The 16900-nt window shown below is 35.4% G+C and carries 16 protein-coding genes; 5 read left to right on the forward strand and 11 right to left on the reverse strand.

The window, feature by feature from the left end:
* Positions 1–3 precede the first annotated feature (3 nt).
* The 3 genes from apaG to ACM9HF_RS10455 all read left to right on the forward strand — a co-directional run bounded on the left by apaG (position 4) and on the right by ACM9HF_RS10455 (position 3389).
* Complete coding sequence (apaG, locus tag ACM9HF_RS10445; protein ID WP_473607430.1) at positions 4–387, forward strand: Co2+/Mg2+ efflux facilitator ApaG/CorD; 384 nt, start codon at positions 4–6, stop codon at positions 385–387.
* 1 nt (position 388) lies between these two features.
* Complete coding sequence (locus tag ACM9HF_RS10450) at positions 389–1216, forward strand: symmetrical bis(5'-nucleosyl)-tetraphosphatase (RefSeq protein WP_473607434.1); 828 nt, start codon at positions 389–391, stop codon at positions 1214–1216.
* 154 nt (positions 1217–1370) lie between these two features.
* Entirely contained in the window at positions 1371–3389 is a 2019-nt protein-coding gene (locus ACM9HF_RS10455; protein ID WP_473607437.1) for a methyl-accepting chemotaxis protein, read from the forward strand.
* 78 nt (positions 3390–3467) lie between these two features.
* Here the strand turns inward: ACM9HF_RS10455 and folA are convergent, their stop codons facing one another.
* From folA to rplU, 4 genes are all read right to left on the reverse strand, one after another.
* Positions 3468–3956, reverse strand: a complete 489-nt coding sequence (folA, locus tag ACM9HF_RS10460) for a type 3 dihydrofolate reductase (protein ID WP_473607441.1) — start codon at positions 3954–3956, stop codon at positions 3468–3470.
* A 107-nt stretch (positions 3957–4063) separates the two neighbouring features.
* Positions 4064–5224 (reverse strand): Obg family GTPase CgtA, encoded by a 1161-nt coding sequence (gene cgtA, locus ACM9HF_RS10465; protein WP_473607443.1) that lies wholly within the window; start codon positions 5222–5224, stop codon positions 4064–4066.
* A 257-nt stretch (positions 5225–5481) separates the two neighbouring features.
* The gene (gene rpmA, locus ACM9HF_RS10470; protein WP_076417120.1) at positions 5482–5739 is read right to left on the reverse strand and encodes a 50S ribosomal protein L27; all 258 of its coding nucleotides are present in this window, start codon (positions 5737–5739) and stop codon (positions 5482–5484) included.
* A 15-nt stretch (positions 5740–5754) separates the two neighbouring features.
* Positions 5755–6066 (reverse strand): 50S ribosomal protein L21, encoded by a 312-nt coding sequence (gene rplU / locus ACM9HF_RS10475; RefSeq protein WP_076417121.1) that lies wholly within the window; start codon positions 6064–6066, stop codon positions 5755–5757.
* 234 nt (positions 6067–6300) lie between these two features.
* On the opposite strand from rplU, the gene ispB reads away from it, so the two are divergent.
* Positions 6301–7272, forward strand: a complete 972-nt coding sequence (ispB, locus tag ACM9HF_RS10480; RefSeq protein ID WP_473607449.1) for an octaprenyl diphosphate synthase — start codon at positions 6301–6303, stop codon at positions 7270–7272.
* 67 nt (positions 7273–7339) lie between these two features.
* Here ispB and ACM9HF_RS10485 read toward each other — a convergent pair whose 3' ends face one another.
* The 3 genes from ACM9HF_RS10485 to mdh form a co-directional block, all read right to left on the reverse strand.
* A complete protein-coding gene (locus ACM9HF_RS10485) occupies positions 7340–9235 on the reverse strand; it encodes a sulfatase-like hydrolase/transferase (RefSeq protein ID WP_473607453.1) in 1896 nt (631 codons plus the stop codon).
* A gap of 31 nt (positions 9236–9266) precedes the next feature.
* Positions 9267–11147, reverse strand: a complete 1881-nt coding sequence (locus ACM9HF_RS10490) for a sulfatase-like hydrolase/transferase (RefSeq protein ID WP_473607457.1) — start codon at positions 11145–11147, stop codon at positions 9267–9269.
* A 340-nt stretch (positions 11148–11487) separates the two neighbouring features.
* Complete coding sequence (gene mdh, locus ACM9HF_RS10495) at positions 11488–12423, reverse strand: malate dehydrogenase (RefSeq protein ID WP_473607460.1); 936 nt, start codon at positions 12421–12423, stop codon at positions 11488–11490.
* A gap of 216 nt (positions 12424–12639) precedes the next feature.
* Between mdh and argR the strand changes: the two genes are divergently transcribed.
* Positions 12640–13113: a transcriptional regulator ArgR gene (argR, locus tag ACM9HF_RS10500; RefSeq protein ID WP_473607463.1), complete on the forward strand. Its 474-nt coding sequence runs from the start codon at positions 12640–12642 to the stop codon at positions 13111–13113.
* Between the two features lie 87 nt (positions 13114–13200).
* Here argR and ACM9HF_RS10505 read toward each other — a convergent pair whose 3' ends face one another.
* From ACM9HF_RS10505 to glnK, 4 genes are all read right to left on the reverse strand, one after another.
* Positions 13201–14124 carry a Dyp-type peroxidase gene (locus tag ACM9HF_RS10505; protein WP_473607467.1) on the reverse strand — a complete coding sequence of 308 codons (924 nt, stop codon included), beginning with the start codon at positions 14122–14124 and terminating at the stop codon, positions 13201–13203.
* A gap of 112 nt (positions 14125–14236) precedes the next feature.
* Positions 14237–14920: a 2'-5' RNA ligase family protein gene (locus tag ACM9HF_RS10510; RefSeq protein WP_473607470.1), complete on the reverse strand. Its 684-nt coding sequence runs from the start codon at positions 14918–14920 to the stop codon at positions 14237–14239.
* A 126-nt stretch (positions 14921–15046) separates the two neighbouring features.
* On the reverse strand, positions 15047–16330 hold the full coding sequence (locus ACM9HF_RS10515) for an ammonium transporter (RefSeq protein ID WP_473607474.1): 1284 nt from the start codon (positions 16328–16330) through the stop codon (positions 15047–15049).
* 13 nt (positions 16331–16343) lie between these two features.
* The gene (glnK, locus tag ACM9HF_RS10520) at positions 16344–16682 is read right to left on the reverse strand and encodes a P-II family nitrogen regulator (RefSeq protein ID WP_076417128.1); all 339 of its coding nucleotides are present in this window, start codon (positions 16680–16682) and stop codon (positions 16344–16346) included.
* Positions 16683–16900: the final 218 nt, after the last annotated feature.

Here is a 16900-nt window from a genome sequence, read left to right on the forward strand (position 1 = left end):
TCTATGACTAACATGAAAAATGCGCTTGAGACAATAACGGTACAAACACAATTTATACCCGACCAATCAGATCCAGAAAACTTACGCTTTATATTTAGTTACACAATTACAATTACCAACAATACAGATAAAGCTTTTCAAGTGTTAACTCGCTATTGGTTAATTACTGATGCAAACGGCGAAACAACGACTGTTGAAGGAGAAGGTATCGTCGGCGAAAAACCTCATATTATCCCTGGCACAAGTTACACCTATACAAGTGGTTGTTTACTTAAAACCCCATTAGGGACTATGCAAGGCTATTATCAAGTTATTGATGATCAACAAAATACAAGCATTATCGATATTCCTGTATTTCAATTAGCTCTACCAAATATCATTCACTAATATGGCTATTTATTTTGTTGGAGATATTCAAGGATGTTTCTCTGAGTTATCTCTTTTACTTAAACAAGTAGAATTTAATAAAAACAAAGATGAACTTTGGGTAGCCGGTGACATGGTTGCACGTGGTACACAATCCCTTGAAACCCTCAGATTTCTTATATCGCTGGGTTCATCAGCTAAAGTCGTATTAGGCAATCACGATTTACATTTACTGGCCACCTATCACAAACTTAAAAAAGTAAAAGAACGCGACCATTTAACCGATGTACTCAATGCTCCTGATGTTGACAACATAATGAATTGGCTAGCCAGTCAACCTCTGATACAAAAATTGCCTAACGAAGAAGTCTATATGTCGCATGCAGGACTTTCTCCACAGTGGTCAGTTAAAGTGGCTTTAAAACAAGCGCAAAAAGCACATAAGCTTATAAAGTCTAAAAAAAGAATTGAATGGCTGAGTAAAATGTATGGTGAACATCCTAATAATTGGAAAAAAGCCAAAACAGACGTAGAAAAATTTCGTTACACTATAAACGCATTAACTCGTATGCGCTTTTGTCATGAAGATGGTTCATTAGATTTTGACTGTAAAAACACACCCAATAGTGCTCCAAAGCATTTAAAACCTTGGTTTACTCTGTCGGATCAATTAAAAGATGTACAATGGATTTTTGGTCACTGGGCGGCGCTAATGGGTGAATGTTCAAATTGTAATGTGTATGCGCTTGATACAGGCTGTGTTTGGGGAAGTCATTTAACCTTACTTCGTTGGCACGACAAAACCATATTTACACAAACATATGTACCCAAAAAAAATAAATTTCTTTAAATTCCCTTTACTATTATACATATTAGTTGAATTCACTCGTGAATACGGTAGAGTAATTGACTATAAGATAAATATTAGTCTAAGTACTAATTTTTTCTCAATCCGAGTCGATAATAACAATAATATTTAGATGTAACTTTATCAGGTGATATATATGAATTTAACCGTCGCGATAAAAATAATTGGTGGTTTTACCATTATTTCTATTTTCTTAATAGCAACAAGTCTTATCTCTTTAAATAATTTAGATACCATCCACTCTTCAACAACAGAACAAAATGAAGTTGCGATTCCTACATTAAAAGGTAGTAATAGGTTAGCTAATAAATTATCAAAAATTGGTAATTTAACATTAAAAGGCTATTACTTAACCGAGTTAACGCCATTATCTAATGAATTGGCTAGACTTAATACTACAGAAGCCGAATTTACTAACGAGCTAAATGATCTCAAAACCGTTGTAAAATCCAAACAAACACTTTTAGATAACTTAGAAAAAGTTGATGAATTATACGAAGCTCTACTAAAAGATGTGACTAGCGTATATACCAATAGAAAAATATCCATTGAGCAAAAAGCACTTTTAACAGAAAGAGTAGACTCTTTAGAAGAAAAAGCAGACGACTCTGTTACCATGTTACTTGATTTAGCAGACCACGATCTTGCAGATACTAAGTTACAGCGTGCTGTTACTTTAGGCGAAACGATTGAAACACGTTTTAATGGTATTGTTAGTTCTTCTTTTGAGTATAGAGACACAATTAATGCAACAACTGTCAATATAATTGAAAAAGAAATATCAAGTAACCTTTCTGAAATTAACACCTCTATTATTGAAATTCAAAACGAGCTTAACCAACTAGGCTTAACCGAGATATCGAACGACCTGTCTACTTCTCTTGTTGATATTTACGCGCTTATTTCTGGCAATAACAGTATTTTTAATAATAAAAAATTACAAATACAAGCTTTAGAAAATGCAACAAAAAGCTTAGCTTCTGCTGAATATGAAATTGATACCGTTAATGAGATTTTAACGAATCAAGTTAAACTTGCTGATGAAACTACATACAAAGCAGGTCAATCTGTAGAGCAAGCAGTTTCGGACGGTAATACACAAACTATCATTATCATGATTATATCTATTATATCTGCCTTGGGTATTGCTTGGGCAACACTCATTAGTATTACTCGCCCACTCAGTAAAGTTAACGAAATGCTTAATGTTGTTGCTTCAGGCGATTTATCTAAAAAGCTTGATGAATCAGGCCACGATGAATTTGCTCAGCTTGCTAAAAACTGTAATTTATTAATAGATAGTTTACGTACCCTAATCCAAGGTATCGTAAGTCGTTCAACTCAATTGGCTACAGCAGCAGAACAAACTTCAGCTGTTACAGCACAGGGTAGTGCAGCGATTGAAGAACAAAGAGCACAAGTTGAACAAGCAGCCTCAGCAACAACAGAAATGAGTAGTACTTCACAAAGTGTATTAACAAGCGCTAATGATGCTTTAAATGAAATTAAACAAGCAGACGATGAAGCTGAACGCGTAAAAGTTATTTCAGAACGAAATCGCCACACGATTGAAACATTAGCAAGTGAAGTAGAAGATGCTTCTCAAGTAATTAATCAGTTACAACAAGATAGCGCTTCAATTGGTGGTATTCTTGACGTGATTAGAGGCATAGCAGACCAAACTAACCTATTAGCATTAAATGCTGCTATTGAAGCCGCACGAGCAGGCGAACATGGTCGAGGCTTTGCTGTTGTTGCTGATGAAGTTCGTACACTTGCAAGTAGAACACAAGAATCAACTCAAGAAATTCAAACCATGATCACTGCCCTTCAAACAGGGGCTGAAAAAGCAGTATCAGTTATGGATACGGGTAAAATGCAAGCGTCTAATTGTGTAAAACAAAGTGAAGAAGCTGATAAAGCTTTAGAAATTATTACACATGCCGTACACGAAGCTTATGATCGCTCATCTCAAATTGCGACAGCTGCCGGAGAACAAAGCACGGTAGCACATGAAATAAGCAGTAATTTAGAATCTATCGTTGCGATTGCAGAACAAACAACCGAAGGCTCTAAACAAACAGCTGAATCAAGCAATGAAGTGGCTAAACTTGCAGAAGAATTACAGCAATCAGTACAAGAGTTTAAGTTGTAAGAAACGCTCAACAATAATTAGACAATAAAAAACCGCTAAATCAGCGGTTTTTTATTGTCTAATAAAGCAGGGTTAGTATTAGCTTTTTTCATACACACAAAAATCTAAATTATATTGATTTTTTTCATCGGCTAAAAATTTATTACTAACAACTTTTTTCCAAACATTTTCATCATAAAATGGAAATTGAGTATCTCCCTCAATATCCGCCTCTATATGAGTAATATACAAACGATGTGCCGCAGGTAAACAGTGTTGGTATATTGCACCACCACCTATCACCATAACCTCTTCAATTCCCTCTACTAAGCCTAACGCAGCATCAACTGTAGTTACAATATCAACGCCTTCAGCTTTATAATTAATATCACGAGAGATAACAATATTACGTCGACCCGGTAAGGGCCGCCCTATCGATTCATAAGTTTTACGTCCCATGATCACCGGTTTACCTAAGGTTGTTTTTTTAAAGTAAGCAAGATCAGCCGGTAAATGCCAAGGCATATCATTGTCTTTGCCAATAATACGATTATTAGCAGTAGCAACTATCATAGAAAGTATGGTCATATTAGGATTCTGTATTAAGTAAATTATAAGTAACTTGAATTTAAGTTAATAAAAAAGGTGCCTGTATTACTACTTATGCACCTTTATTAAGTGATAGATTAAAATAACTATTTACGATATTCCACTTCAACATCGTATTCGTCTTCATCCCAATCTTCATCGTCTAAGTCGTCATCTAAATCAGACATCGCATCTTCATGATACGTATCCCACTTAAATTCTACCGACTTACCATCAATAATTTCTTCTTCAACTTCTTTTGGTAATGCATCGATAAAATCCATTACATTATAACAAAGCTTTTCAGTCCCTGTTTTGTTAAAAGCAGAGATACTCTGAACATCACCTTCCCATGCTAAACCTTCAAGAATTCTATCAGTAACTTCTTTAGCTTCTTCTTCTAATAATAAATCTAATTTATTAAAAACTATCCATCTAGGTTTACTGGCTAACTTTGGAGAATGACGTTCCAGCTCGCTAATAATAGTTTTTGCATTCTCAAGTGGATCTGAACCGTCAGCAGGTAGTACATCAATAACATGGAGTAATATACGACAACGCTCTAAATGCTTTAAGAACTGTGTTCCTAAACCAGCACCTTCTGCAGCACCTTCAATTAATCCAGGAATATCAGCAATAACAAAACTACGCTGAGTATCTAATCGTACTACACCTAAATTTGGTACTAACGTAGTAAATGGGTAATCAGCTACTTTAGGTTTCGCTGCAGATACGCTACGGATCAAAGTTGACTTACCTGCATTAGGCAGTCCTAATAACCCAACGTCTGCTAATAAAAGCAACTCAAGTTGTAGGTTTCTAATTTCACCTGGTGTTCCATCAGTTTTTTGACGAGGAGCTCTGTTAGTACTACTTTTAAATCGAGTATTACCTAAACCATGCCAACCACCTTTAGCCACTAATAACTTTTGGCCATGAGTGGTTAAATCTCCAATTTGCTCGCCCGTATCCATATCAATAGTACGAGTTCCTACGGGAACCTTAAGCTCTAAAGCAGGAGAACCTTTACCTGTACAATCTCGGCTACGTCCATTTTCTCCACGTTTTGCTCTATGAAAACGTTCAAAGCGGTAATCAATTAGTGTATTTAAATTTTCATCTGCTACTAAATAAACATCACCGCCGTCTCCGCCGTCGCCGCCATTAGGGCCACCAAATTCGATATATTTTTCTTTTCGAAAGCTAACGCAGCCGTTTCCGCCGTCTCCAGCTTCAACTCTAATTTCAACTTCATCAACGAATTTCATTTCAGTTAGGCACTCCAAGTGATGCTTAGTTATATCTATTATACTCATTGCAATAATCAATTCACTATTTAGTGAGTAATCATTCAATGTGCATTATACCAATCGCAATAACCAATTGATCATTTATACTCGTCTAAATGATCAATTGATTAATACGTTTGGTATTATAAGCTATTTTCATTGCTTACAATATTTTATACAAAAAAAAACCCGCTAGCTGCGGGTTTTAGAACAATTTTGATTGTTATTAAATAAAACTACTCAGCAACAATACTTACAAATTTACGGCTCTTAGGACCTTTAACTTCAAACTGAACTTTACCGTCAGTTAAAGCAAATAATGTATGGTCTTTGCCGATACCCATGTTAGTACCTGGGTGAAATTTAGTTCCACGTTGACGAACAATGATGTTACCAGCCAAAATTGATTCACCACCGAAACGTTTAACACCTAGGCGTTTAGCTTCTGAATCGCGACCGTTACGTGTACTACCTGCAGCCTTTTTATGTGCCATGTTATAGTGCTCCTATTAGCCGTTAATACCAGTAATTTTCACTTCAGTGAACCATTGACGATGGCCCGCTTGCTTACGTGAATGTTTACGACGTTTAAATTTAACAATTTTAACTTTATCAGCGCGGCCTTGAGATACGATCTCAGCCACAACTTTACCACCAGCAATGTAAGGTGCACCTACATTAATAGCTTCGCCATCGGCGATCATTAAAACATTTTCAAACTCAACTGAAGAACCAACTTCAAGTTCAAGTTTTTCCAGACGAAGGGTTTGACCTTCGGTTACACGATGCTGCTTACCACCGCTTTGGAATACCGCGTACATAGCTACTCCGAACTGCGCCATCATTTAGTATGACGCTTAATTTTTAAAATATAGGGCGCGAATTCTACTCGAAGAAACCTATAAGGGCAAGCATAAAAGCGATCATTTTTAATTATTTTCTATTAGGTGTAAAAGAGTCAACATTGTGCGCTTCATTCTATCGTAAGATCGTGTAAACTCATCCACAATCTCGCATAAATTTTATCACGAAAAACAGGTTACTTTCTACGCTTTATGGATCTCAAAAACATACAACAACTTGCCCATGATGATATGTCATTGGTTAATGACCTAATTTACTCACAGCTTCAATCAGACGTTGCTTTAATTAATCAATTAGGTATTTATATTGTGAACGGTGGCGGTAAGCGTATGCGCCCAATGTTAACCGTTTTAGCTGCAAAAGCATTAGGTTATGATAGAAATGAACATATTTCTATTGCTGCCATTATTGAATTTATACATACAGCTACCCTATTGCATGATGACGTGGTAGATGAGTCTAATATGCGTAGAGGACGTGAAACAGCCAATGCATTATTTGGGAATAGTGCTAGCGTACTCGTGGGTGATTTTTTATATACACGTTCTTTTCAAATGATGACAAAACTCAATAATATGAGAATTATGGATATTTTGTCTGACGCTACAAATATTGTTGCTGAAGGCGAAGTGTTACAATTAATGAATTGTAACGATCCTGATACAACTGAAGAAAGTTACTTAGAAGTTATTTATTGTAAAACTGCAAAATTGTTTGAAGCTGCCACTCGTTTAGCTGCTGTAGTATCAGAACAGTCTGAAGAAATAGAGCTTGCAATGCTTAATTACGGCAAGCACTTAGGTACTGCTTTTCAACTTGTTGACGATATTATGGACTATACCGCTGACTCGAAAGAAATGGGAAAAAATGTAGGTGACGATTTATCGGAAGGCAAGCCTACACTACCACTACTTTATGCTATGCAACAGGGTTCTGAAGTCCAAAAACAGTTAATTAAAGATGCTATAGAGCACGGTAATGGCATGGATAACCTAGAAGCGATTCTTACCGCCATGAAAGAAACAGGCTCAATAGAATACACGCAGAAAAAAGCGGAAGAAGAAGCCGATAAAGCTATAACTTCGTTACACTTGCTTCCTGATTCACAATACAAACAAGCATTAATTGAACTTGCTCATGTTGCAGCTAATAGAAGTAGTTAATTAGTCTTTTGCCTTTACCTATCAGAGTCTGTTGTGCGCCATCATCAGACTCTGTAATTTTCATGCTTTAATGACACTCTTTAGGAAATAAGTTTTCTACTCCATTAAGCTTTCTATCATGGGCACCTATCGAGAAATCACTTACGTAATATCTATTGGGTTTGAGCCAATTAACCTCAACCCTACCATCACCAACAATAATATCTGTTAGTTTTTTTCTAAGCGCTATAGCCACTTTTTCATATGCTTTATCATAAGCGACATTATTTTGTTCGTTCGTATCACAATGTAAGTCATAAAGTGCCATTTCTACTTGTTCTGCTGAAGCAGAATATACCCACTTGATATTTTCACCAGGTTCATAGCCATGCCCAGGAAAACCATTTTCTTTACGTACTCTCATTGAAAAAGCAAATCGCTCTGCTCTAAGGTACGCTCTAGGAGTATTAAAAACATTAAGTTCACCAATAACATAATCCCTTTTAAGTTCTTTATCGCGAATAATTTGAGCTAAATCAAAGCCATCTAAATGCTTTCCTTCTGCGGCTAAATCAATCCCTGCTGCGCCTAATAAAGTTGGAGCTATGTCAACGTATTCAGTGAACTGATTAAATACGTGCCCTTGAGGAAAACGCTTTTTAGTTGAATCTACCGCAATAATAATACCTTGATTAGAAGTGTTCCATGGTGAAAATTTCGCTTCTATACCTTGCTCACCTAACTGCCATCCATGATCTCCAACCGTTAATAAGATTAAATACTCTTGATCTAATTTCTTATTATATTCCTTAAAAGATTCAACTGCTTGTCCAATTAAATAGTCTCCATATGCACAAAAAGCATAATAATCAGCAATAGCTTGTTGTTTCTCTTCAGGTGTTAATTCATCTGTTTTTAAACGATTAAATACGGTCCTTAATTGTGGAGGTAATTTCTTCAATTCATCGCGGCTAAAATCAGGTACATCGTAATGTTTATTTTTAAACTTATCGCGGAATGATTTTGGCGGTAATACTGGTGTATGAGGAAAATGAAATCCCAAGTTAACCATCAAAGGTTTAGATGTATTTGGCCCAGACAACTTTTTATTATAATCGGTTTGATAAGACTGATTTTGATTACTTAGATATTGTTGAAACGACTTTAAAATATAGCCGTCCAATGTTTCACCAGCAGGTTTAGAGCTAACACCACCAATAATAAGCGTTTCTTGAGAACGAGTATAAGATCGTAGAATATCGAGTTCTTTATCAATGGCGGATGTTGATGAATCAAAACCTTTATTAACCGGTAGATTAACAACACGTTCTTCAGGGAAAATAAAACGCTCTGTTTTTCCTATATGTTTCCATTCTTTATCAAAGTGATCAATTTTCACAAAATCTGTTAAGTTATTGTGAGCAAGATCATTTTTCATATCCACTACCGTGTCGTAAAAACCTAAACTATTCCATGTATTACCATTTTTATATTCATAAATTCGAACACCTTGCTTGCCGAATAATGCCGTTTGATAGCCTTTATCACGTAATGCCACAGGAATAGGTTTAGTCATTAAATCATGCTGATCATGTGTTCGTTCAAAACCAAAGCGACCGCTATGATGTGGGTACAATCCCATGATCATTGAACTACGAGATGGCGCACATGCTGGCGAGTTATTGTAGGCATGAGTAAACATAACGCCCTCTTGCGCAAGCTTGTCAATATTTGGCGATTCTACATATCCTAATGCACTCGCATTTTCTCCACGTTGATCACGATTGAAAGCAGCAATTGAATCAGCACGCTGATCATCAGTAATAATCCAGAGAATATTAGGCTGTTTAGTTACTTTTTTTAACGCTGGCAAGTTAGCTTTTATTGGACTAGCTAATTGACTATCCGTAGAAGCATTGGTCTGACACCCTTGTATCAATAAAATTGTAGCTAGACATGACCATGTTGTTAATCTCTTGAACATTTTAGTTCCTATTTATTACTAACTATTTAAACTAGTTTGGTATTATTTCAGCAGGAATATCCGCCTTTTTATCATCGGCACCTTTAGAAAAGTCACTAAAATGATAAACATTTGCTTGTGACCAATCAGCTTCTATTCGACCATCACCCAATACAATATTGCCTAATTTATTTCTAAACCATTTAGCAAGGGCTTGATATTCTTTATTATCAGCAACATTATTTCTTTCAAGAGGATCGTATTTTAAGTCATATAAAGCCAATTCCACTTTTTCATTTGGCGCAGTTAACCCCCATTTAATATCTTTACCTAACTGCTCAGATCTAAGGTTGTTATTGTTATGTGGACGGGTTCGCATAGAAAAGCGGAAGCGGTCTGTATGCATGTATGCGCGCGGACCATAAACAAGATTAATTTCACCTAAAATATAGTCTCTTTTAATTTTGCCATTCATTACATCAACAAGGTTAACGCCATCTAAATAATCGAATTGATTATCAGCGGTATTAACACCAGCAGCATTTAAAATCGTAGGAGAAAAATCTACAAACTCAACTAAGTCATGATTAACCTGATGCGATGGAATAAGATTTTTATTAGAAGAAACAACAATTGCAGCATTGTTAACTGATTGTACCCAAGGACCAAATTTAGCTTCAATACCTTGCTCACCTAGATGCCAACCATGGTCACCTACCGTGAAAATAATTAAATATTCTTGATTATTATCAATGCTGTATTTTTTGAACGTTTCAATAGCATCACCCATTAAGTAATCGCCATAAGCACAAAAAGCATAATAATCTTGAATAGCTTTTTGTTTTTCTTCATCAGTAAAACTATCAACCTTCATCGTTTTATAAAGTTGTAGTAACTGCGGAGGTAACTTGCCGAGCTCTGCTTTTTTATCAAAATCAGGAATATTGTAAACTTTGTCTTTAAAACGATCTCGAAATGATTTTGGTGGTAATACTGGCGTATGAGGTAAATGAAAACCTAAGTTGATAAATTGTGGCTTTGAAGTATCTGCCCCTTGTGCCTTTTCGCCCCAGCTAGTTTTAAATATCTGATTGGGATTCTCTAAATAATTTTTCATCTCTTTAACGATATAACCATCAACCGTTTCACCTGCTGGCTTAGGGTTAACACCAGACAAGATTAATTCTTTATTACCGCCACGTGTATAAGAACGAATTAAGCTAAACTCTTTATCTGATTGATTTTTCCCTGCAATATCTTCTTTTGTTAATGGCCCTTCTTGGCGTTTTAAATAATACGACCTTTTATCACCATTAGCGTACAAAATATTTTCTGTATAGCCTGTAATTTCGTTCTTCTCATTGTACCCAGCTTTAGTATATATATCCCCAAAGCCATTTTTTTGAATGTCATGCTTAAAATGAATTTTATAATCAAATAACTTAGCATCATGAAAACCTTGGCCAGGGCCCCATTTGTATATATAGCTATCCACCTTTCCAAAAGAAGAGGTCGAATAACCACTACTTCTCATTGTTTGAGACACAGTAGGCTTAACAAAATCAGGTTCTTGATGAGTTAATTCAAAAGCATAATGACCATTTCTAAATGGGTACCTTCCTGAATGTATGGATCCCCGTGATGGACCACAAGCAGGCGAATTGTTAAATGCCTGAGTAAACAACACGCCTTCCGCTGCAAGTTTGTCAGCATTTGGGGATTCAACATAACCTAATGGACTATTTTTACTACCATAAACAGCTTGATTGTAAGCCGAAATAGAGTCTGGTCGTTGGTCGTCAGTTATAATCCAAAGAATATTAGGTTTTTTTTCAGTTGTTAGTTCTTGTGGTGAAGAACCAAGTTCAACAGAACAAGCGGTCAATGCTATACACGTACTTATAAAAAATATTATTAAAACTTTTTTGATCATTATTATGTCTCTATAAAGAACAATATACGTAAAGGTGACTCATCTAATTCAGGCTCTCACCATGTTAACGTTAACATGGTGAGAATTTACAATACTTAACAGACAAATACAATGCGTAATTTGATAGCCTAAACCCGAATAATAGAGAAGTAAAAAATGAATATAAAAAGAAATTTACACTATTTTAATTTCACTTGGATTAATTTAAAAAACAAAGACACTAAAATAACTTTGTATTAAATACATCAATAATAGAAGCGAAATAAATTTAAAAAAGAATAAAAAAAACCAGTCATTGACTGGTTTTTCATAAAGAAATTAACTTACATTTTTAATAATGTTAGCCATTGATAAAATCAATACCTTCTTTAATGTCACTCTTAAGTGTATCAAGCATATCTTCTTTCGCTTTTTGCTCAAATGCACTTAATTCACCGTAAGGTAATAATTCAACAACGCCGTTAGGACCTAAGCGTACAGGTTGAGCAAAGTATTGTGCATCTTCGCCATTACCTTCAACGTATGCATAATCTACAACGTCTTCGCCTTGGATACCTTTCACTAAAGACATACAAAAACGAGCAGCAGCAGCACCCATAGATAAAGTAGCAGAACCACCACCAGCTTTAGCATTCACAACTTCAGTGCCTGCATTTTGAATGCGAGGAGTTAATGCTGCAACTTCTTCATCAGTGAAAGTAGCACCTTCAACTTGTGAAAGTAGAGGTAAAATAGTAGTACCTGAATGGCCACCAATTACTGGAACTTTAACATCAGCAACATTTAAGCCTTTAAGTTCAGCAACAAACGCTTCACTACGAATAACATCTAGTGTTGTAATACCAAATACACGATTTTTATCGTAAGTACCTGCGGCTTTAAATACTTCAGCAACAATTGGCACAGTACCATTTACTGGGTTAGTAATAATACCCACTAATGCTTTAGGGCAGTTTGCAACTATACCTTCAGCTAATGTTTTAATAATACCTGCGTTTACTGCAAATAAATCAGAGCGATCCATACCTGGCTTACGTGGCATACCTGCTGGAATTAATACAATATCAGCTTTAGTTAATGCATCACCTAAAGCGTCAGCACCAAAACCTTCAACTTTAACTGCTGTTGGGATATGGCTTAGATCAACCGCTACACCTGGAACAACTGGTGCAACATCATATAAAGATAATTCAGAACCCGCTGGTAATTGAGTTTTTAATAATAAAGATAACGCTTGGCCAATACCGCCAGCAGCGCCTAGAACAGCAACTTTCATGTGGTGTCTCCGTTATTTGAGTAAATACGTAAATACTGATGCACGAAAGATATAGTATTGGTCATAAAAAAACAATTATTATTAAGAAATATACGATATAGCTTATAGTTTAATGACGTTTTTATTAAAAACACATATACTAATATGTTTATTCAGGTAAGTTGTTGTTATAACACTTAACAACCTTTAATTTACTCAATTTCAGAATAATAAATCATGGCGGAACAATTGAAACAAGAAGCGTTAATACAAGCCTTTAAAGAACTACTTAAACAAGAACAGTTTGCCTCTCAAGGTGAAATTGTTGATGCACTAAAGGCCCAAGATTTTGATAATATTAGTCAATCAAAAATTTCAAGAATGCTCAGTAAATTTGGTGCAGTAAGAACTCGTAATGCACGCCAAGAAATGGTTTATTGTTTACCGGCTGAATTAGGTGTGCCAACAGCTAAAAGCCCTCTAAAACAACTTGTATTAGATATTGAACATAATGATGTAATGATTATTATACGAACGAGTCCTGGTGCTGCTCAGTTAATTGCGCGTTTATTAGATAGCTTAAGTAAAAGTGATGGCGTATTAGGAACTATTGCCGGAGATGACACAATATTTATAGCGCCAACCAATGTGACTACTATTAAAAAAACCATTGCCAAATTAAAAACATTATTCTCGAAGAACTTACCTTAATAATTAAAAAACATCTTCACTCATGTTTAAATTGCATAACGATAAATAGTTATGCATATCTGAGCTGAAGTTCTTATTTTAGTAAAATTAATCAGCCAATTTTTCCAGAAAACTTAAGCTTGGAGCAAAAAAAGCAGCCCCTGTTTCAGCTTGTGTATATTTAAGCATGTGATCAAAGTGACCATCTTCATCGCCAAAAATCATACTTTTCAACATCATTTCAAAAGGTTTTGGCGATTGACAATAAGATACAAAAAATAGCCCTTGATGTTTGATATCTCCGTACGGCATGCTTTGTCTTAATATTTCGATACTATTACCATTATCATCTTTTAAACCTGTGCGTTTAATATGAGAAGTCGGTAACTTGTTTTCTGTACTGTATTCTTCATTGTCTATTTTGGTTCGAGAAAAAACATCTTCTTGTGCTTTAACCTCTAAAGTATTCCATAAATTTAAGTTATGACGATAACGCTGAATGTGTAAATAACTTCCACCTGAAAAGTTTTCATCGTCAGCCTCGCTTACTAGAGCAATTTCCCTTCTATGTTGACCTCTCGGGTTTTCAGTGCCGTCAACAAAGCCAGTTAAGTCTCTTCCGTCAAGAAAACGAAAAGCTCGTACTTGTTCCACTAATTCAACACTGTCATCTAATAAAGCACACACTTTAGTGCTAACAATGTGATTTACATCTAATCTGTCACTTCTAATTTCTATATAAAGATCATAATTATTTGCCGGAGCAATACGATCTTCACAAGCCATTAAGGGAAAATTAGTCAGTTCTTTAGGGCGAGCTTTAGAATAAAACTCATCCCAATAACCCGCACCAATAGCAAAAACACCAATAAGATTAGCCTCAGAAAACCGGTCTGCGTATTTATCAAGTAAAGCAGGCAATCTTGATAATGCTTGACGTAAATGATCGTTTTTATCATCTAAAACATTAAACAGTAAATAACTCCCATGCAAATTAGGTTCTGCACAAATACCAAATTGCTCTCTAGCCATAAAATCTTATTCACCTATTTCATTACTTTGTTTTAACAAAGTTTTATTATTTATTATACCACCTCAAACTGTGAGTTTCTGCGCATTACAGCTGACATAGATATATGTTTAATTATAATTTTATTGTAGACAAAATAACTGTGTTGTCTTCTTTATGATACCAATCATTATAAACTAATTGTAATTCCTTTACGTGCAAAACACCTAAGTCTAATTTTCTAAATTGTTCTAATAACTGAATAAATTCTTTCATCTGCTCTAATTTATGTCGAAAACGAATGGCTGTACTATGTGCAGTATCAATTTTATAACGTTCATCTATTGTATTAAACAAGCCTGATTGAGCAAATATCTTACGCAGGTTATTTCTTAAGTATAATAGTGAATCATCCAACGGAAAGCCTTGAAGCATAATACAAGATGAAGATGCAGTTATTCCTTTAAAGCGAACTTCAAATGGTTTTATACCCACCACAGACTCAGATATTAGCGACTTGTATTGATTAATATTTATTTGTTCTATTGTGAAGTTCTCGTTACACGAAATCAAAGATAAAACAGTTAAATGCAACTCGTTTTCTGAATAATAATATTGCTTTGGTTCTATACATTTTAATTTTTCAAAAAGCTGATTAATCTCAACACCTAAGTCTGATGAAAACTTAGCAATAACGGTGATCCCTTTCCTATTATCGTAATTTGAATAAAGATTAGGATCTATATCTACACCTTGATCTGCAAAATGCGCTTGTGATGTTTCCCACATCGCATTGTATTTTTTCTCTAACATATCCATAAAAAAACGATTCGCCTCGTTATACTTACCACCGATACTATTGATTAAGTTATATCACTTTTATTATTGTGAAATAAAAAAAAGCAGCCCTAGGGCTGCTTTGGAAAGTGTTATTAAAATTACACGTTATTGTCCGCGTGTAAACTCTGGGTATGCTTCCATACCACAGTCAGATTTATCAACCCCTTCATATTCTTCTTCTTCTGTTACACGAATACCCATAACCATTTTCAATACAAACCAAACAATGAAACTTGTTACAAATACCCAAATAAAGATAGTAGCAGCACCAATTAACTGACCACTGAATGAAGAACCATCGTTAGTTACCGGCACTAATAATAAACCGAATAAACCAACCACACCGTGAACAGAGATAGCACCTACAGGATCATCAATCTTAACTTTATCTAAAGCAAGAATAGATAACACTACGATAACACCAGCGATAGCACCGAAAATTGTTGCTTGTAATGGTGTAGGTGTAGAAGGTTCAGCAGTAATAGCAACTAGACCTGCTAATGCACCGTTTAAACACATAGTTAAATCAGCTTTCTTAAATAAGATTTTAGCAAATAATAATGCAGCAATTGCACCTGCAGCAGCAGCAGCGTTAGTATTTAAAAAGACCATAGCTACTGAGTTTGCGCTTGCAATATCACCCAGTTTTAATACAGAACCACCGTTAAAACCAAACCAGCCCATCCATAAAATAAATGTACCTAATGTAGCCATTGGTAAGTTAGCACCTGGAATAGCGTTTACTTTACCGTCAGCAGTATATTTGCCTTTACGAGCACCAAGTAAAAGAACACCTGCTAAAGCAGCAGCAGCACCCGCCATGTGAACAATACCCGAACCAGCAAAATCAGAGAAACCTAAGTCACCTAAAGTGTATAAACCAAATACAGATTCACCGTTCCAAGTCCAGCTACCTTCCATAGGGTAGATAAAACCAGTTAAAACAACAGTAAATGCTAGGAAAGCCCAAAGCTTCATACGTTCAGCAACAGCACCAGATACAATTGACATTGCAGTAGCAACAAATACTACTTGGAAGAAAAAGTCAGACGCATTTGCGTATACTGAACCGCCATCAAAACCAGCTTCAGCAGATTCAGCTAACACAGTTGAGACTAAAGCATCAGCATTCGCAGCACCATCTAGTTCAATTCCACTTAAAAATACACCACCACCATACATAATGTCGTAACCAATGACTAAATACATAATGCAAGATATAGAATACAAGGCTATATTTTTAGTTAAAATTTCAGCTGTATTTTTAGCTCTTACTAAACCAGCTTCTAACATAGAGAAACCAGCTGCCATCCACATAACCAATGCACCACATACTAAAAAGTAAAAAGTGTCCATTGCATATTGAAGTTGAAAAATATTTTGTTCCATTATGACTTACCCCTTAAAGTGCTTCAGCATCGTTTTCGCCAGTACGAATACGTACAGCTTGTTCTAAGTTGTAAACGAAAATTTTACCATCGCCAATTTTACCGGTATAAGCGGCTTTAGTGATCACTTCAACCAAGCGATCAACTATATCGTCATTTACAGCAACTTCTAATTTCACTTTAGGTAAGAAATCTACTTGATATTCAGCGCCGCGATAAAGTTCTGTATGCCCTTTCTGACGACCAAAACCTTTAACTTCACTTACGGTAAGACCTTCAACACCTATTTCAGATATCGCTTCGCGAACATCGTCAAGCTTAAAAGGCTTTATAATTGCATTAACTATTTTCATGTATGTACCCCTATTTTTGTTTAATAAGTACTATACAAATCACATGCCAAAGAATTAATCATATAAAAAACATATAGATAGTGGGTTTTGTGGATTTACATCTTTAATTATTGCACCAAAAACACACACACTAAGGGCAAGTTGACATAAGTTGGTGCACATAAATAAAGGATTGTAAAAAAGTAGAAAAAGTGAACATTTAGAGGAAGTTTAATAAA

This window comes from Colwellia sp. RE-S-Sl-9 (genome assembly GCF_048296855.1).
Lineage (GTDB): Bacteria > Pseudomonadota > Gammaproteobacteria > Enterobacterales > Alteromonadaceae > Pseudocolwellia.

What these genes read in the sequence shown, in the direction of transcription:
- apaG (WP_473607430.1), top strand. Translation starts at nt 4, where the DNA reads ATGACTAACATGAAAAATGCGCTTGAGACAATAACGGTACAAACACAA.
- argR (WP_473607463.1), top strand. Translation starts at nt 12,640, where the DNA reads ATGGCGGAACAATTGAAACAAGAAGCGTTAATACAAGCCTTTAAAGAA.
- glnK (WP_076417128.1), bottom strand. Translation starts at nt 16,682, where the DNA reads ATGAAAATAGTTAATGCAATTATAAAGCCTTTTAAGCTTGACGATGTT.
- ACM9HF_RS10505 (WP_473607467.1), bottom strand. Translation starts at nt 14,124, where the DNA reads ATGGCTAGAGAGCAATTTGGTATTTGTGCAGAACCTAATTTGCATGGG.
- ispB (WP_473607449.1), top strand. Translation starts at nt 6,301, where the DNA reads ATGGATCTCAAAAACATACAACAACTTGCCCATGATGATATGTCATTG.
- ACM9HF_RS10455 (WP_473607437.1), top strand. Translation starts at nt 1,371, where the DNA reads ATGAATTTAACCGTCGCGATAAAAATAATTGGTGGTTTTACCATTATT.
- rpmA (WP_076417120.1), bottom strand. Translation starts at nt 5,739, where the DNA reads ATGGCACATAAAAAGGCTGCAGGTAGTACACGTAACGGTCGCGATTCA.
- folA (WP_473607441.1), bottom strand. Translation starts at nt 3,956, where the DNA reads ATGACCATACTTTCTATGATAGTTGCTACTGCTAATAATCGTATTATT.
- mdh (WP_473607460.1), bottom strand. Translation starts at nt 12,423, where the DNA reads ATGAAAGTTGCTGTTCTAGGCGCTGCTGGCGGTATTGGCCAAGCGTTA.
- ACM9HF_RS10515 (WP_473607474.1), bottom strand. Translation starts at nt 16,330, where the DNA reads ATGGAACAAAATATTTTTCAACTTCAATATGCAATGGACACTTTTTAC.
- rplU (WP_076417121.1), bottom strand. Translation starts at nt 6,066, where the DNA reads ATGTACGCGGTATTCCAAAGCGGTGGTAAGCAGCATCGTGTAACCGAA.
- ACM9HF_RS10490 (WP_473607457.1), bottom strand. Translation starts at nt 11,147, where the DNA reads ATGATCAAAAAAGTTTTAATAATATTTTTTATAAGTACGTGTATAGCA.
- ACM9HF_RS10450 (WP_473607434.1), top strand. Translation starts at nt 389, where the DNA reads ATGGCTATTTATTTTGTTGGAGATATTCAAGGATGTTTCTCTGAGTTA.
- cgtA (WP_473607443.1), bottom strand. Translation starts at nt 5,224, where the DNA reads ATGAAATTCGTTGATGAAGTTGAAATTAGAGTTGAAGCTGGAGACGGC.
- ACM9HF_RS10485 (WP_473607453.1), bottom strand. Translation starts at nt 9,235, where the DNA reads ATGTTCAAGAGATTAACAACATGGTCATGTCTAGCTACAATTTTATTG.
- ACM9HF_RS10510 (WP_473607470.1), bottom strand. Translation starts at nt 14,920, where the DNA reads ATGGATATGTTAGAGAAAAAATACAATGCGATGTGGGAAACATCACAA.